15 protein-coding genes and 1 pseudogene are annotated in these 16,324 nt (G+C 72.5%); 13 read left to right on the plus strand and 3 right to left on the minus strand.

Annotated features, from left to right (window positions below; genetic code table 11):
• The first annotated feature begins 8 nt into the window (after positions 1-8).
• The gene (locus tag DVK07_RS06850) at positions 9-1,601 is read left to right on the plus strand and encodes an aldehyde dehydrogenase family protein (RefSeq protein ID WP_121596356.1); all 1,593 of its coding nucleotides are present in this window, start codon (positions 9-11) and stop codon (positions 1,599-1,601) included.
• A gap of 30 nt (positions 1,602-1,631) precedes the next feature.
• Here the strand turns inward: DVK07_RS06850 and DVK07_RS06855 are convergent, their stop codons facing one another.
• Entirely contained in the window at positions 1,632-2,546 is a 915-nt protein-coding gene (locus tag DVK07_RS06855) for an HD domain-containing protein (protein ID WP_121596357.1), read from the minus strand.
• Between the two features lie 143 nt (positions 2,547-2,689).
• Here DVK07_RS06855 and DVK07_RS06860 point away from each other — a divergent pair, with 143 nt between their 5' ends.
• The 7 genes from DVK07_RS06860 to DVK07_RS06890 all read left to right on the plus strand — a co-directional run bounded on the left by DVK07_RS06860 (position 2,690) and on the right by DVK07_RS06890 (position 9,913).
• On the plus strand, positions 2,690-3,373 hold the full coding sequence (locus DVK07_RS06860; protein WP_121596358.1) for a haloacid dehalogenase type II: 684 nt from the start codon (positions 2,690-2,692) through the stop codon (positions 3,371-3,373).
• A 259-nt stretch (positions 3,374-3,632) separates the two neighbouring features.
• Positions 3,633-4,634 carry a 4-hydroxy-tetrahydrodipicolinate synthase gene (gene dapA, locus DVK07_RS06865; RefSeq protein ID WP_121596359.1) on the plus strand — a complete coding sequence of 334 codons (1,002 nt, stop codon included), beginning with the start codon at positions 3,633-3,635 and terminating at the stop codon, positions 4,632-4,634.
• Complete coding sequence (dapB, locus tag DVK07_RS06870; RefSeq protein WP_121596360.1) at positions 4,631-5,419, plus strand: 4-hydroxy-tetrahydrodipicolinate reductase; 789 nt, start codon at positions 4,631-4,633, stop codon at positions 5,417-5,419. The genes dapA and dapB overlap by 4 nt, the downstream gene beginning before the upstream one ends.
• A 57-nt stretch (positions 5,420-5,476) precedes the next feature.
• The gene (locus tag DVK07_RS06875; protein WP_121596361.1) at positions 5,477-6,316 is read left to right on the plus strand and encodes a 2,3,4,5-tetrahydropyridine-2,6-dicarboxylate N-succinyltransferase; all 840 of its coding nucleotides are present in this window, start codon (positions 5,477-5,479) and stop codon (positions 6,314-6,316) included.
• Positions 6,313-7,680, plus strand: coding sequence for a diaminopimelate decarboxylase (gene lysA / locus DVK07_RS06880; protein ID WP_121596362.1), 1,368 nt, complete (start codon positions 6,313-6,315; stop codon positions 7,678-7,680). The genes DVK07_RS06875 and lysA overlap by 4 nt, the downstream gene beginning before the upstream one ends.
• Complete coding sequence (gene dapF, locus DVK07_RS06885; RefSeq protein WP_121596363.1) at positions 7,677-8,645, plus strand: diaminopimelate epimerase; 969 nt, start codon at positions 7,677-7,679, stop codon at positions 8,643-8,645. The genes lysA and dapF overlap by 4 nt, the downstream gene beginning before the upstream one ends.
• Entirely contained in the window at positions 8,642-9,913 is a 1,272-nt protein-coding gene (locus DVK07_RS06890) for a M20/M25/M40 family metallo-hydrolase (protein ID WP_121596364.1), read from the plus strand. The genes dapF and DVK07_RS06890 overlap by 4 nt, the downstream gene beginning before the upstream one ends.
• Positions 9,914-9,937: 24 nt before the next feature.
• Here the strand turns inward: DVK07_RS06890 and DVK07_RS06895 are convergent, their stop codons facing one another.
• Positions 9,938-10,435, minus strand: a complete 498-nt coding sequence (locus DVK07_RS06895) for an NYN domain-containing protein (protein WP_121596365.1) — start codon at positions 10,433-10,435, stop codon at positions 9,938-9,940.
• 127 nt (positions 10,436-10,562) lie between these two features.
• On the opposite strand from DVK07_RS06895, the gene DVK07_RS06900 reads away from it, so the two are divergent.
• From DVK07_RS06900 to purE, 5 genes are all read left to right on the plus strand, one after another.
• Positions 10,563-11,666, plus strand: coding sequence for an AI-2E family transporter (locus DVK07_RS06900; RefSeq protein WP_121596366.1), 1,104 nt, complete (start codon positions 10,563-10,565; stop codon positions 11,664-11,666).
• Positions 11,667-11,757: 91 nt separating this feature from the next.
• Positions 11,758-12,963 carry a cell division protein FtsZ gene (locus tag DVK07_RS06905; protein ID WP_121596367.1) on the plus strand — a complete coding sequence of 402 codons (1,206 nt, stop codon included), beginning with the start codon at positions 11,758-11,760 and terminating at the stop codon, positions 12,961-12,963.
• An 83-nt stretch (positions 12,964-13,046) separates the two neighbouring features.
• Entirely contained in the window at positions 13,047-13,781 is a 735-nt protein-coding gene (locus tag DVK07_RS06910; RefSeq protein WP_121596368.1) for a hypothetical protein, read from the plus strand.
• A gap of 97 nt (positions 13,782-13,878) precedes the next feature.
• Entirely contained in the window at positions 13,879-15,045 is a 1,167-nt protein-coding gene (locus DVK07_RS06915; RefSeq protein WP_121596369.1) for a 5-(carboxyamino)imidazole ribonucleotide synthase, read from the plus strand.
• 437 nt (positions 15,046-15,482) lie between these two features.
• Entirely contained in the window at positions 15,483-16,091 is a 609-nt protein-coding gene (purE, locus tag DVK07_RS06920; RefSeq protein WP_121596370.1) for a 5-(carboxyamino)imidazole ribonucleotide mutase, read from the plus strand.
• Between the two features lie 78 nt (positions 16,092-16,169).
• On the opposite strand, the pseudogene DVK07_RS06925 reads toward purE, so the two are convergent.
• A pseudogene (locus DVK07_RS06925) lies at positions 16,170-16,324 on the minus strand (IS6 family transposase); the annotation flags it as partial.

Consider the following 16,324-nt stretch of genomic DNA (forward strand, 5'->3'; position numbering starts at 1 on the left):
TCGGCTCCATGGACGGGGATCCGACGGGCGGGAGAGACGAATCGGGCGCGTCGACCGGGCTCGACGAGGCGGAATCGACCGGACCGGACGCGGAGCGGGCGGCCGAGTCCGCAGAGCCGACGCCGACGGACGAGACGGGCGCGGCCGACGACCGCGCGGACACCGACTCCGAGACGGAGGGCGCCGCCCGCGAACCGACGGACGGCCGGTCCGGGACGAGTGCTGCGGACCTGCCGAGCCGCGCGTCGCGGGCCGTCGCGAGCGCGCGGACGGCGGCGGACGAACTGGCGGCGTGGGCCCCGGAGGACGTCGACGGGCTCGTGCGGTCGGTCGGCGAGCGGCTGGCCGACAGGGAGACGGTCAGCCGCCTCGCGCGGTCGGCGGCTAACGAGACCGGGCGGGGGCACCCGGGAACGAAGGCCGAGAAGATCGCGACCGCGCTCGACGCCGCCCGGCGGACGGTGCGGGACGCCCCGACCGCCGGCGTGGTCGACCGCGACGGGGCGGCGGGCACGGTGACCGTCGCCGGGCCGACCGGCGTCGTCGGGGCGGCGGTCCCCGCGACGCACCCGGTCGTGATCCCCGCGGTCCTCTCGCTGTACGGGCTCGCCGCACGGAACGCGGTCGTGTTCGCGCCCTCGCCGTCGACCGTGGAGACGTGCGACGTCGTCGTCGAGACCGTCCGCCGCGCGCTCGCCGACGCGGGCGCGCCGACCGGCGCGGTGTCGATGCTGCCCGCGCCGGCGGCGAAGCCCGAGACCGACGCGCTGTTCGAGCGGGCCGACTTCGTCGTGGCGGCCGGCTCCGCGGCGACGGTCGCCGCGGGGCAGCGCTGCGGGACGCCGAACGTCGCCACCACCGCGGACGGCGTGGTCGCCGTCGCCGACGGCTCGGTCCCGGCCGAGGCCGTGGCGACGCGGGTCGCGGTCGGGGCGACCTACGACTTCGGCGCCCACCCCGCGGGCGACGCCGCGGTCGTCACGGTGTCGCCGGCGGTCGACCAGCTGTGCGCCGCGCTCGAAGCCGAAGGCGGGTACGTCCTCGACGCGGCCGAGCGCGATCGATTCCGGGCGCTCCTCGACGAGGACGAAGCGGGCGAAAACGCCGAGGCGGACCCGCGCGGGAACTCGCCGCGGTGGCTGGCGGCCGCGCTCGACCTCCCGAGCGCGGCCCGCGAGGCGGCGTTCCTCGTCGCCGAGCCCGACGGCGCCGACGGTCCCCTCGCGACGCTGTCCGGGATCCCCGCGGTCGCGGTCCACGGGCGGAGCGGGTTCGACGCCGCGACCGCGCTCGCCGCCGAGATCGGCTCCCCCCACGCCGCGGCGGTCCACACCACCCAGCAGCGCCGCGCTCGGCGGGCCGCGGAGCGGCTCGCTCCCGGCCGCCTCGTCGTCAATCAGCCGGGGATCGCGGCGACGGGCGCGCGCTCGAACGGGTTCGAGGCGGCGCCCGTGCTGGGGGGCGGCACCGCCGAAGGGAGCCAACTGTGCGGGGGTCTCACGCCAGACCGCCTCGCGCAGACGACGACCGTCGCCGCGACGAGCGTCGTCGACGAGGCGACCCACCGGAACGGGGCGGGCGACACGCTCCGCGGGCCCTGAGACGAGAGGCTCGGGTCCGGGCGCGACCGTTCAGAGTTCGATCCGGTCGACGATCGAGCCGTTCCCGTCTTTCCCGTCGCTGTGGGTGTTGATCGCGACGGTCCGGATCCGGTCTTCGAGCAGGGACCCGTCGATCTTCGCCTTCAGGAGGGAGTCGACCTGGTAGACGCCGGCGGCGTTGTTCATCCGTATCACGACCTGAACGGGCGTCTCGTCGCCCTCGCGGAGCGAGACGCGCTCTATCGCCTGCGACGAGACGGTGTTGATCCCGCGTCCGCCCTCCTCGTAGGGGACCCGCGAGCGCCCGCGTTCCATGTCGAGCCCGTCGGCGATCCGGACGACGCCCGCCTCCAGCGTGAGCGGCTGTTCCTCCGTGTGGTGACATAAGATCGCGTGGAGCACCTCGGCCTTCACTCGCACTCGATCGGCCACGCCGTAGAACGAGGGGAGGAGGTCGTCGAGCAGGTCCGCGGCCAGCGGGATCGAGTAGTACGGGTGGTCGTGGCGGTGGACGACGTGGCCGATGTCGTGGAGCGTCGCCGCCAGCGCGACGATCACCGGCTCGTCGGCCTCGTCGAGCCCCTGCTGGCGGGCGCCGTTGAACTCGACGCCGCCGGCTTTGAGCAGGTCGTACAGCCGGAGCGCGCGGTCGCGGACGATCTCGACGTGTTTGGCGCCGTGGTCGTTGTACCCCTTCCGGTCGACCGGGTTGACGTTCTGCGCCTCGAGGTAGGCGACGACCGCCTCGTCCGACGTGAGCCGCGCCATCACCTCGTTGAGCCGATCGTCGGGGAACGCGTGGTCTGCGTCCGGGTCGTACTCGTGGCGGGCGGCGTCGGTGTCGGCGTCGACCTCGTCGCGCGCGGTCGGCGCGTCCTCGGCGGTCGGGTCGGGGACTTCATCGCCGTCGGTCGGGTCGGGGGCGTCGTCGGCAGGGTCGCTCATGCGTCTCCCAGAGTCGTCCGGCCGGTATAAATGTGCGAGCCGCGCGGCCCCGACGACCGCGACGGAGTCCGTCGACGCTCCGACCACGCCGGAGCCTGCCGGCGGCCCGACCGCTTTTCCCGCCGCCGGCTGTGGCCTCGCGCATGGCGTTCGATCCCGACCGCGTCTCGACGGTGACGTTCGACTCGTACAGCACGCTCGTGGACGTGGAGGCCGCCGAGGCGGCGCTCGCGGACCGGGTCCCGGACCCCGAGCCGGTGTCGCGGCTCTGGCGGTCGCGGTCGCTGGCGTACACGTTCGTCGCGAACGCGGTCGACGCGTACCAGCCCTTCTACGAGATGAACCGCGACGCGCTGACGCACGCGCTGGCGGCGCACGGCGTCGACCTCCCCGACGCCGAGCGCGACGAGATACTCGCGGTGTACCACGAGCTGGAGGTGTTCGACGACGTGCGCGACGCGATCGGGCGGCTCCGCGACGCGGGGTACGACTGCTACGTCCTCTCGAACGGCGACCCCGAGATGCTCGCGTCGATGGTCGACCACGCCGACATCGGCGACCTGATCGAGGACGCGATCAGCGCCGACGAGGTGGAGACGTTCAAGCCGGCGGCCGAGCTCTACCGCCACGGCGCGGCCCGGACCGGGACGCCGATCGACGAGGTGGTCCACGCCACCGCCGGCTGGTTCGACGTGCTGGGCGCGCGCCACGCCGGGATGCAGGCCGCGTGGGTCGATCGGAAGGGGACCCCGTGGGAGCCGTTCGGCGGCGACCCGGCCGTCACGGTCGAGACGCTCCACGAGCTGGCGGACCTGCTCGGAGCGTGACCGGACGCCGGCCGGGGCGCTCGGCCCGGGCGCCGCGGCAGTTTCGACCAGAGGCACAATCTATAAGCGCGCGACCGATCCATATGGCGGTGTGACCCGACCCGCGTCCGCACGCGGTCCGCGGCCGGCGCCAGCGACGCGGCTCTTCTCGAAAAAACGCGCGTGAACCGTCCGCCGGCGGGAGTGGCGACCCCGTCCCGGACGACCCCCGACTCGCGCGCACCGATCCGTTGACCGACCCGGACCCACCGCAGCACCCATGACAGACACGACCACCACGACACCCTACGCGACGCGAGACGAGACGGACCGAGAGACGACGGACGCGCCCTTCGAGGGCGTCTACCCGGCGATGACCACGCCGTTCACCGACGACGGCGCGGTCGACCACGAACAGCTCGCCGACAACGCCCGCTACCTCGAAGGCGCCGGCGTCGACGGCGTCGTCCCCGTCGGCTCCACCGGCGAGTCGGCGACGATGAGCCACGACGAACACGTCGCGGTGATCGAGACGGTCCGCGACGCCGTAGACGACATCCCCGTCATCGCGGGCACCGGCTCGAACAACACCGCGGAGGCGCTGTCGCTGTCGCGACGCGCGGCCGACGCCGGCGCCGACGGCCTGCTGCTCATCTCGCCGTACTACAACAAGCCCGAGCCCGCCGGCTTCCTCGAACACTACCGGACCATCGCCGACGAGGTCGACCTGCCGCAGATCGTCTACAACGTGCCGAGCCGCACGGGGCAGTCGATCCCCGTCGACGTCACGGTCGAGCTCGCAGAACACCCGAACGTCCGGGGGTACAAGGCCGCCTCCGGCGACCTGAACCTCATCAGCGAGGTGATCGAGCGCACCCGCGAGGAGTCGTTCGCGGTGCTGTCGGGCGACGACGGCCTCACGCTCCCGGTCCTTTCGATCGGCGGGGCGGGGACGATCAGCGTCGTCGCCAACGTCGAGCCCGAGCGGACCTGCGCGATGGTCGGCGCCGCGCTCTCGGGCGACTACGACCGCGCGCGGACGCTCCACCACGAGCTGTCGCCGCTCGTCCGCGAGCTGTTCGCCGAGACGAACCCCATCCCGGTGAAGGAGGCGATGCACATTCGCGGTCGGGGCGGTCCCCACGTCCGCTCCCCGCTCTCGCGGCTCTCCGAGAGGCGGCGCGAGTCGCTCCGCGAGCTGCTGGCCGCGTACGGCGAGCGCGCGGCCGGAACGCTCGATCCGACGGCCCTCGATCTCGCGGCACCGGAGGGCGCCGAATGAGCGACGAATCGCTGTCGATCGCCGTCACCGGCGCGGGCGGTCGCATGGGCCGCGAGGTGATCGAAGCGGCCGCCGACCGCGAGGGCGTCGCGGTCGCGGTCGCGGTCAACCGCACCGAGACCGGGCCGGTCGCGGGCGTCGCGGTCGACGACGCCGACCGGTTCGCGGAGCTGCTCGCGAGCGAGGGTCCGGACGTCGTCGTCGACTTCACCGGCCCGGCGTCGGCGGTCGCGTACGCCGAGAGCTGCGCCGACGCGGGCGTCCCCCTCGTGACCGGCACGACCGGGTTCGCCGACTCGCAGGTCGATTCCCTCCGGGCCGCGAGCGAGGCGGTGCCCGTCCTCAAGGCGTCGAACTTCGCGCGGGGCGTGGCCGCGCTGCGCCGGGCGGTCCGCGAGGCCGCCGCGGCGCTGCCCGGCTACGACGTGGAGCTGACGGAGACGCACCACAACGCGAAGCGCGACGCCCCCTCGGGCACCGCGAAGTCGATCCTCGACGACGTGGCGGACGTCCGCGAGGACCTCGACGAGCGCGTCCACGGGCGCGAGGGCGACGCCCCGCGGAGCCCCGGCGAGGTCGGCGTCCACGCCCGCCGCGCGGGCGACGTGACCGGCGAGCACGAGGTCCTCTTAGCGGGGAACCGCGAGACGCTCGAACTGACGCACCGCGCGGGCGACCGCGGGGTGTTCGCCGAGGGCGCGCTCGACGCCGCCGCGTGGCTCGCCGGCCGCGATCCGGGCTGGTACGGGTTCGGCGACGTGTTAGACGCGGGGGGCGCCGAATGACCGTGGGACATACGAACATCGATATATAAATACCGCCACTCATCCATACACCACCTAATGAGCCTCGAAGCCGACGTAACCGATCTGTGGAACCGCTATCAGGACGGACTGACCGCCGCGGACGCGACCGACGAGGACGCGGCCGTCGTCGACGAGTTCCTCGCCGCCTTGGAGGCCGGCGAGGTCCGCGCGGCCGAGAAGACCGGCGACGACGTCACCTCGTGGGAGGCGAACGAGTGGGTCAAGCGGGGAATCTTGCTCAACTTCGGCCTGCGCGAGACCGAGCCGCGCGAGTACGGCGGCGTCACCTACCACGACGTGCTCCCGCTGCGCGACACCGCCGACCTCGCCGAGCGCGGCACGCGGAACACGCCGGACGGCACGGCGATCCGCCGCGGCGCGTACCTCGGCAGCGACTGCATCATGATGAGCCCCTCGTTCGTCAACATGGGCGCGTACGTCGGCGACGGCACCCTCGTCGACTCCTGTGACACCGTCGGCTCCTGCGCGCAGCTCGGCGAGAACGTGAAGCTCGGCGCCAACACGCTGATCGGCGGCGTCCTCGAACCGGTCGAGGACGCGCCGGTCGTGATCGAGGACGGCGTCTCGCTCGGCGCGGGCTGCCGGGTCACCTCGGGGTTCCGCGTCGGCGAGAACTCGATCGTCGGCGAGAACACGCTGCTCACGCCCCGCATCCCCGTCTACGACCTCGTCGAGGAGGAAGTTATCTACGGCCACCTCCCGGCCGAGCGCCGCGCGTTCACGCGGATGGTGGAGTCGTCGGTCGGCGACCACGAGCTCTTCGAGGGCGGCGCGTACAAGCCCGCCGTCGTGGCGACGCACGTCGAGGAGGACACCCTCGAAGCGACGCAGCGAGAGGACGCGCTCCGAGAATGAGCGGTCCCGAGTCGGGCGCAACGGACGCGCGAGAAAATCCGCCGGTCCGGCGCGTGAGCGACTGGGACGCCGAGCGCCTCCGCGGGCTCGCGGCCGAGTACGAGACCCCGCTGTACGTCCAGGACCTCGACCGCGTCCGCGAGAACTGCGAGCGCCTGCTCGCGGCGTTCCCCCACGCCGACGTGCGATACGCCGTCAAGGCCCACACCGGCCGTGCCGTCCTGGAGGCGGTCCGCGACGCCGGCCTCGACGCCGAGTGCGCCTCGGCGGGCGAGGTCGACCGCGCGCTCGCGGCCGGCTTCGACGGCTCGCGGCTCCACTACACCGCGGTCAACCCGCCCGCCCGCGACCTCGACTACGTCGTCGGCGTCGCCGAGGCGGAGCCCGACCTCACGGTCACCGTCGGCGCGGCCGACACCCTCGACCGCCTCGCGGAGCGCGGCTACGAGGGCCGGGTCTGCGTCCGCGTGAACCCCGGCGTCGGCGCGGGCCACCACGAGAAGGTCACCACCGGCGGTGCCGCGAAGTTCGGGATCCCGTACGACCGCGCCGCGGAGGCGGCCCGAGCGGCGGCCGAGCGCTTCGACGTGGTCGGGATCCACGCCCACGCCGGCTCCGGGATCGACCCGGAGCAACTGGACAGCCACCGCGAACTGGTCGCCCGGATGGGCGAACTGGCCCGCGACCTCGCGGCCCCGGGCGCGGCCGACGACGACGCCCCCGCGAGCGCCGCCCCCCTCGACCTCGAATACGTCGACGTCGGCGGCGGGTTCGGCGTCCCCTACGAGGAGGACGCCCCGGCGCTCGACCTCCCGGCGGTCGCGGCGGCGACCCGCGAGGCGGTCGCGCCGCTCCCCGAGGGCGTCGACCTCGCGGTCGAGCCCGGGCGCTACGTCGTCGCGGACGCGGGCGTCCTCCTGACGCGGGTGAACACCGTGAAGCCGACGCCGGACGAGACGGTCGTCGGGGTCGACGCGGGGATGACGGACCTCTTCCGCCCGGCGATGTACGACGCGTACCACCCGATCCGCAACCTCGGCGGGGCGTCGGGAGGATCACCGGTCGCGGAGCGGGAGGCAACCCCTGTCACGGTCGCCGGACCTATCTGTGAGACCGGCGATACGCTGGGTAAGAACCGAGCGCTCGCCGACCCGGTCCGCGGGGACCTCCTCGCGGTCGGGGTCGCGGGCGCGTACGGATACGAGATGGCGAGCCAATACAACTCACGACCGCGGCCCGCGGAGGTCGCGCTCGACGACGGAACCGCGGCGATCGCCCGGCGCAGAGAGGCGCTCGGCGACCTGACGACGGTCGAACGGGAGGCCGACCGCGACCGAACCGACCGACCGGAGGGCGACCGATGAGCACCCACGCCGTTCCGGTCGAGAAGTACCACGGCACGGGCAACGACTTCCTCGTCGTCGACGCGGCCGCCGAGAACGTCGGCGACCGCGCGGCGTTCGCGCGCGCCTACTGCGACCGCGAGACGGGCGTCGACGGCCGCGAATTCGGCGCTGACGCCGACGCGCGCGGCGCGTCCGCGGACCGCGACGGGAGCGCCGGCCGGCGCGGCGCCGACGGCGTCCTCTTCCTCAGCGTCGAGGAGCGGTTCGACCCGACGCGCGTCGTGATGACGCTGGTCCAACCGGACGGCTCGACGGCGACGATGTGCGGTAACGGCGCCCGCGTCGTCGCGGGCTGGGCCCACGACCGGACTGGCGACCGCGAGTTCATGATCGACACGCAGGCCGGCACCCGGCGCGCCACCGTGACCGCGGACGCGACCGCGGCCACCATCGAGATGGGCGAGCCGACGTTCGATCCCCGGCGCGTCCCGGTCGCCCGCGAGGGCGCCCTCGCCGACGAGCCGCTGGTCGACGAACCCGTGGAGGGGCTGACCGTCACCGCGGTCAACACCGGCGTCCCGCACGCGGTCGCGTTCGTCGACGGCGGCCGCGGCGACCCCGACGGCATCGACGCGGTCGACCTCGACGCGGTCGCGCCGCCGGTCCGCCACGCCGACGTCTTCCCCGAGGGCGCGAACGTGAACCTCGCGGCGGTCGTCGACGACGGCTCGGGCGACGGGTCCGCGGTCCTCGACCAGCGCACCTACGAGCGCGGCGTCGAGGGCGAGACGCGCTCCTGCGGCACCGGCGCTGTCGCGGTCGTCGCGGCCGCCCGCCGACTGGGACTGATAGAGGGCGAGTCGGCCGTGAGCCGACCGCCGGGCGGAGAACTGGAGATCGAGGTCCCCGACGCCGGCCACGCCACCCTCACCGGCCCCGTCGCTCACGAGTTCTCGGGGACGCTCCCCGCCGACCCGCGATGAGCGAGGAAACCGGCCCGGACTCCGACCGCGGCCCCGGATTCGATCCGGTCTCGTTCCTCGAAGAGGCGGTTCAGATGCCTTCTCACGAGTCGCCCGACGAGATGCGCACGTTCGTCGTCGACCTGCTGGACGACCGAGGCGCCGACCCCGCGGTCGTCGCCGACGGCTGCGTCGTCGCGGAGAAGCGCTCGCCGGCGCCCGACGCCGGTCCGCACCTCGTGTTGAACACCCACCTCGACACGGTGACGCCGCACGTCCCGTTCGAGCGCGGGCCGGCGCGCGACGGCGAGCGCGGCGCTCCGACGGGAGCCGGGGACGACCCGGACGAGGTGATCCGCGGGCGCGGCGCCTGCGACGCGAAGGGGCCGCTCGCGGCGCTTTTAAACGGCTTTCTCGCCGCCGACCCCGACCGCGGTCGGCTCACGCTCGCGCTCACGCCCGACGAGGAAGAACTCTCGCTCGGCGCGGCGGCGCTGACGGGGCGACTTCCGGGGACGGACGACCGGCTCGACGGCGACCTGTACCTCGTCGGGGAGCCGACCGGTCTCGACGCGTGTACCGCCGCGAAGGGGCGGTTTCAGGCGACGGTGGAGCTGTCGGGGACGGCCGCACACGCCGCGGAGTTCGCGGGTGCGAACGCGGTCGCGGCCGCGGAGGACGCGCTCGCTGCGATCCGGACGTTCGACGACGGGGCCGACGCCCACCCGCAGCTCGGCCCGCCGAAGCTCACGCCAACGGTCATCGAGGGCGGCGCGGCGACGAACCAGGTGCCGGCGGACTGCGCGATCACCGTCGACCGGCGGAGCGTCCCCCCGGAGACCGCAGAGGGGTTCCGGTCGTCGCTCGCCGACGCGGTGCGTGAGTCGCTCTCCGGCGGCGCGGGCGGCACGGGCGACGGTGGCGACGGTGGCGACCACAGCCGCGTCGACACCGCAGTGACGCTCACCGACCGCGAGTCGCCGTTCCTTGAGGCGTTCGCGACGGGCCCGGACCACGAACTCGTCCGAGCGGTCGCGGCAGCGGCGCGCGAGGCGGGCGACGCGGTCGGTCTCCCGGGCGAGCGTGGCGGTGACGCCCGGCCGTTCGGCGCCGCGACGGAGGCCTCCTACTTCGCGCCGGCGCCGACGGTGGTGTTCGGACCGGGCGACCTCGCCGACGAGTCTGGCGCCGTCGCGCACGCCGAGCGGGAGTACGTGCGGGTGCGCGAGGTCGAGGCGGCCGCGGCGGCGGTCGAGCGAACCGTTGCGTCGCTGCTCGGCGTCGAGTAGCGGAACGCCGCAGCGCGCGACCGACTACAGCAGGAAGGTGTCCTCCTCCTCGGCGAGGTCGACGAAGTCGTCGGCGGCCTCGATCAGCTCGTCTGCGGCTGAGTTCCCGAACCCCATCGCCTCCACGCGGACGCCCTCGTGGCGGAGGTGCGAGCAGAGGCGCGCGAAGTCGCCGTCGCCGGTGCAGAGGACGACGGTGTCGACGTGGCTCGCGAGCGAGACGGCGTCGAGGCTCATCCCGAGGTCCCAGTCGGCCTTCTTCGAGCCGTCGGCGAACGTCTTGATCTCCTTGATCTTCGTCTCGAAGCCGATGTCGCGGAGCGCCTCGAAGAAGCTCTCCTCCTCGGGCGAGTCGGCGCGGATCACGTACGCGATGGCGCGGACGAGCGACCGGTCCGCGACGGCCTCCTCTAAGAGACCGGAGTAGTCGATGTTCCGCGAGTAGACGCTCTGCGCGGAGTGGTACAGGTTCTGTGAGTCCGCCAGCACGGCGACGCGCTGGTCCGGGTGAATCTCGCTCATGCGTCTCCCTTCACCCCCCGCCGTTAGGGGCTTTGGGATCGGCGCGACCGCGATTACGGGGTTCGTCGCGGCCGCGGTAGCCGCAACGACCACCATGGTTTATGTCAGACGCTGGCGACCGTGGCCCATGGACGAAAAGCGGTTCGTCGTCGCCCTCTTCGGCCTCGCGGTCGCGCTCGTCGCCGGCTACGTGGCCTACCGGTTCGTCGCCCCGCTCACCGTCGCGGTCTTCCTCTACTACTCGACGCGGCGGTTCTACCACCGGCTCGAACGCTTCCGGCTGCCCTCCCGGGTGCGCGCGGTGGTGTCGCTGTCGGTCATCGGCGTGCCGCTCATCGGCCTGGTGAGCTACACGCTGGTGCTGCTAATCTTGGAGGCGCGGCGCTTCATCGAGACGTACCCGGTGGCCGACACCATCGGCGCGGAGAACTCGGTGATCGGCGACCTCGCGGAGCTGTCGAACCCGACGATGGACGAGCTGCTCGCGGCGTACCGCTCCGGGCAGTTCGACCCCCTCATCGAGCTCGTCTCCGAGCAGGCGTCGCTGCTGGCCAGCACCGTCTCGGGGCTCGCCTTGAACCTCCTCATCACCGTCGTCGTGACCTACTACCTGCTCATCGACGGCTCCAAGTTCCACGACTGGCTGCTCTCCTTCGACGACGACGCGATCGTCCGCGAGTACCTCGAGACCGCCGACGACGAGCTGGAGGCGGTGCTGTACGGGAACCTGCTCAACGTCATCGCCATCTCGGTCATCGCGGTCGTCACCTACCTCGGGTACAACGCGGTCGCCCCGGCCGCGGTCGAGATCCCGTACCCGACGCTCGCGGGGGCGCTCACCGGCGTCGCCAGCCTGATCCCCGTGATCGGGATGAAGATCGTCTACATCCCGATCGCGGCGGCGATGTCGATACCGATCGCGCTCGACGGCGATCTCGCTCTGCTCGCCTACGTCGCCGGATTCCTCGCCGTCGCGGTCGTGGTCGTGGACACCATCCCCGACATCGTCCTCCGGCCGTACTTCAGCGGCGAGACGACCCACGTCGGGCTGCTCATGCTCGCGTACATCTTCGGTCCGGTCGTGTTCGGCTTCCACGGGCTGTTCCTCGCGCCGATCATCCTCGTGGTGGCGCTGACGTTCGCGGACACCGCGCTGTTGCGCCTGCTCGGCGTTGATCCCGATCCGGGTCCCGAGGTCCCCGAGAGCCAGCAGCGGCTCGACGAGTTCTGACGAGTTCTGAGGCGTCGCGGGCGCTCGGCTGGCCCGCCGCGATTCGCGCCGAGCCGAAGTCATATATCCCCGGTCGACGACCGCCCCACGTATGCGACTACACGTCATCGGTCTCGGCGGAGCCGGGGGGCGGATCGCGGACCGCCTCGCCGGCGACCACGGCGACGCCCCGTTCCTCGCGGGCGTCCACGCCTTCGACACCGACATGGACGCGCTCGGGACGCTCGACGCGCTCGGCGAGGACCGCCGGTACCGGTTCGGCGACGCCGCGGGCGGGGACGGGCTCGAGGGGGATCTCCACGCCGGGCGCCGCCTCGGCGACGCGCACGCGAGCGAACTCGGCCGGGCCATGGACGATCAACAGCCGTCCCTCGCGGAGGCGTTCCTGATCGTCGTCGGCCTCGGCGGCGCGGCCGGCGCGGGCGCGGCCCCGGCGCTCGCCGCGGAGCTCTCGCGGCTCTACGACGCCCCGGTCTACGCCTTCGGGTTCCTCCCAACCCGCGACGAGACCGAGGAACCGGACGGCGACGGGCCGCGAAGCGCGTCCTCCGCAGGGGCGGGCGGCGCGGCGTCGGGCGCGGGAGCCGGCGGCGCGGCGTCCTCCGGAGACGAGCCGGCGCCGCCGGCGGCCCACCGCCCGCTCGCAGAGCGGAACGCGGCGCGGACCCTCGACGCGCTCTCGGACGAGTGCGCGGCGGTCTTCCCGTTCGACAACGCGGCGTGGCTCCGCCCGGGGGAGGCGCTCGGGGGGGCCCGCGACCGGCTGAACGAGGTCGCCGCCGAGCGGATCGCGGCGCTGTTCGGCGCCGGCGAGACGCCCGAGGGGACGGCGACGCCCCAGCAGGTGCTCGACGCGAGCGACGTCGCCCGCGCCGTGGGGAGCGCCGGCGAGATCGCGGCGATCGGGCACGCGACGCAGGCGGTGGAGCCCCCCGAGTCGGGCTCGAAGTTCGGGCTCGGGCTCTTCGGCTCCTCGGAGCCGGCCGAGGTCGACACGAGCGCCGCGGTGTCCGCCATCGAGACGGTGATCCGGAAGGCGACCCGCGGAAAAAACACGGTCGAGGCCCCCGAGGGGCGCGCCGACCGGACCCTGCTCGTGGTCGGCGGTCCGCCGGCGTGGCTCAACCGGGAGGCGATCGCCGACGGGCGGCGCTGGCTCGCCGAGGAGACCGGCTCGGACGCGATACTCAGCGGCGACGCGCCGGTCCCCGACGGCGACTCCGTCTCCGCGGTCGTGGTCCGCTCCGGGGTCGACGAACCGGACCGGATCCGCGAGATCCGCGAGACGATCGGGTGACCGGCGCGTCGCCGCTGCGAACCGGGGATCGAACCCGCTCGTCGACCCGAACCGGTTAACCGGATGGCGCGCCCACTGAGACCGTGACGACGCAGGGGGACCTCGGGATCGACGTCGACGTGCGCGACGCCGCGACCGTCGCGGAGCGCCGCGACGAGCTCGTCGCCGCGGTGCGCGACCACGCCGGACGGATCGCCTACCAGCTCGCGCGGCTCCAGGGCGGCGACTACGGCCGCGAGACGCTGTCGACGCCCGGCGGCGAGTGGACGGTGAAACACGAGGCGGGCGAGCTGGAGTTCCTGCTCTTCTCGCCGAACTCCGGCTCGGACACGTACGTCATCTCGACGAAGCAGCCGCCGGAGCCGGCGGCGCTCGCGACCGCGCTCGACGACTACGCGGCGTTCGTGGCGGCGTGGAACGACCACGTCGACTCGCTGTCCGGCGTCCTCGACGGGGTGAGCGCGGAGTTCCCGGAGCCGGCGACAACGGAAGGCGTGGTGGCGGAGCGCGACCGCGTCCTCGATCAGATCCGCGACACCTGCGCGGTCATCGCGGGGGAGATCCACCGGTACGAGGGCGACGACTACGGGACGTTCACGACGCGCGTCGAGGGCGACCGCTGGGAGCTGAAGTACGACGAGGGGGCGGTGTCGTACCTCCGGATCGGCGGGTCGGGTGGGCTCTACCTCCTCTCGCAGTACGGCGCCCCCTCCGCGGCCGACGTCCGGGAGTACGCGGACCGGTTCCGCGGCTTCGTCGCGGCGTACAACGAGTTCGTCGAGGAGTTGGAGAGCGACCTCGAACGGGTCTCGGTCTGATTCGACGGCGCACGCTCGACAGGTCGATCCGCGTTCGTGTCTACCTTTCTCGCATTTTGGCAATACTTATTCATCTCTGTTCAGTACCGATTCGCACATGTCGATCACTCTTCCGGGGCCGACGCTCGGCGTCGTCGGCGGCGGACAGCTGGGCCGGATGCTGGGCGAGGCCGCCGCGCCGCTCGGCGTCGACCTCGTCGTGTTGGACCCGACGCCCGACTGTCCGGCGGCGCCCGTCGCGGCCGACCAGATCGTCGGCGACTTCGACGACGCGGACGCGATCGACGAGCTCGCCGCCCGCGTCGACGCCCTGACCTTCGAGATCGAACTCGCGGACCCGGCCGTCCTCGCGGCCGCGAGCGAGGAGCACGGCGTTCCGGTCCATCCGGACCCCGGCACGCTGGAGACGATCCAAGACAAGCTGGTTCAAAAGGAGGCGCTCGCGGACGCCGGGATCTCCGTCCCCGAGTTCGTCGCGGTCGCGACCGCCGAGGGGCTCGAACGCGTCGTCGAGGAGTTCGGCGGCGTCATGCTGAAGGCCCGCGAGGGCGGCTACGACGGCCGCGGGAACGTCCCGGTCGAGACGCCCGAGGAGGCCGCGGACGCGCTCGACGCGGTGGGCGGCGCCGCGATGGCCGAGGAGTTCCTCGACTTCGAGCGCGAGATCGCCGTGATGGGACTGAAGGGCGCGGACGGCGAGACGCGGACCTACCCCGTCACGGAGACGGTCCACTGGGAAGAGATCCTCCGCGAGAGCGTCAGCCCCGCCCGCGCCGGCGACGCGGTCGTCGCCGAGGCCGAGTCGGTCGCGCGCGACGTGCTCGACGTCCTCGACGGCCGCGGCGTCTACGGGATCGAGCTGTTCGAGACGAAGGGGGGCGAGGTGCTGGTCAACGAGATCGCGCCCCGGCCTCACAACTCGGGTCACTGGACGATCGAGGGCGCGCGCACGTCGCAGTTCGAGAACCACGTCCGCGCCGTCCTCGGCTGGCCGCTCGGCCCGACCGACCTCGTCGCGCCCGCGGTCACCGCGAACGTGCTCGGCGACGTGGACGAGCGAGAGTCGGCCACGCTCCGGAACGTCGAGACGGTCCTCGACGCGCCCGACGCCGACCTCCACTGGTACGGCAAAGACGACGTGTACCCGCTCCGGAAGATGGGACACCTGACCGTGACGGAGCGAAGCGACGACGATGCCGACCGCGACGCGCTACTCTTGCGGGCCCGAGAACTCCGGGACGGGCTGACGTTCCGGGACGCGTAGATTTCGGGCAACGGCGACGACTGCTTATAAACGAACTGCGGTGGCGCGTGCGACTCGCGGCCTCCGGCCGCTCGTCGGCACGCGCGAGGGACGCCGCGAACGCCCGCAGGGCGTGAGCGGCGAGGCTGGGGAGGCGTGAGGCTGCGGTGCCGTGCGGGGCGGGACTCAAAGGGGCAGCCGGGAAGCGGGCGCAGGCGAAGTAAGCACCGCAGCGAAGGAGCGAGTGAAACGAGCGACTGAGCGAGGAGCACAGCGAGCGTGCGCCCGCTTCCCGGCTGGGGCTTTGGCGGTGTTGACCGCCGATCTGCGAACAGACATTTATAAGCGAGCGGCTGGGCTTTAGTGGTGTTCACCGCGACAGCACCCCCGGCTACCAACTGATATGCGTAGTCGCCGCATCCGGGAGTTCCTTGTAGCCCTCCGCCGAATCCTCGTCCATGACCACGGTGGACGACCTGATCGACCGGCTGGAGTCGGAGGCCGACGCGGACGCCGACTCGGCGACCACCCCGGACGTGGGGATCATCATGGGCTCGGACTCGGACCTCCCCGTCATGGAGGACGCGTACGAGGCGCTCGACGACCTCGACTTCGCGGAGCAGACCGACTTCGATGAGGCGCCGGACGCCCGGTTCACCTACGAGAGCTACGTCGTCTCCGCGCACCGGACGCCGGAGCTGATGTACGCGTACGGGGAGACGGCGACGGACCGCGGGCTCGACGTGATCATCGCCGGCGCGGGCGGGAAGTCGGCGGATCTCCCGAATATGACCGCCTCCATCGCGTATCCGGTGCCCGTGATCGGCGTGCCGGTTCAAGAGAAGTCGGTCGACTCCGTCATCGGGATGCCGACGGGCGCGCCGATCGTCGCCGTCGACGCCGGGAAGTCGTACAACGCGGCGCTGTCGGCGGCGCAGGTGCTCGCGCGCGAACACGACGAGATCGAGGAGCGCTTAGTCGAACTTCACGAGGAACAGAAGGCGGGCGTCGCGGACGTCTCCGCCGATCTTCACGATCTGGGTCTCGACGGGTTCCGGGATCGATAAGGAGCGACCGGCGTGGTGGCCGCGCCCGAATACCCGGTCGTTCGTTAATAAATAGTACCGTACGGGGATTCGGTCGCGTTAAGTTTGGCGTGAATTGTGGTAGACTGCGAAGGCTTCGAGCCAGTTTTGAGCTGTCTCTAACGCGACATTGCTAAAACTATTCGCAAACGATGATGTTCGGCGTTCTATTTCCCAAAAGACACGTTCGATAGCATTCCGATTTCCATGTTGAA

The organism is Halorubrum sp. Atlit-26R, assembly GCF_003666015.1.
Classification (GTDB): Archaea; Halobacteriota; Halobacteria; order Halobacteriales; family Haloferacaceae; genus Halorubrum.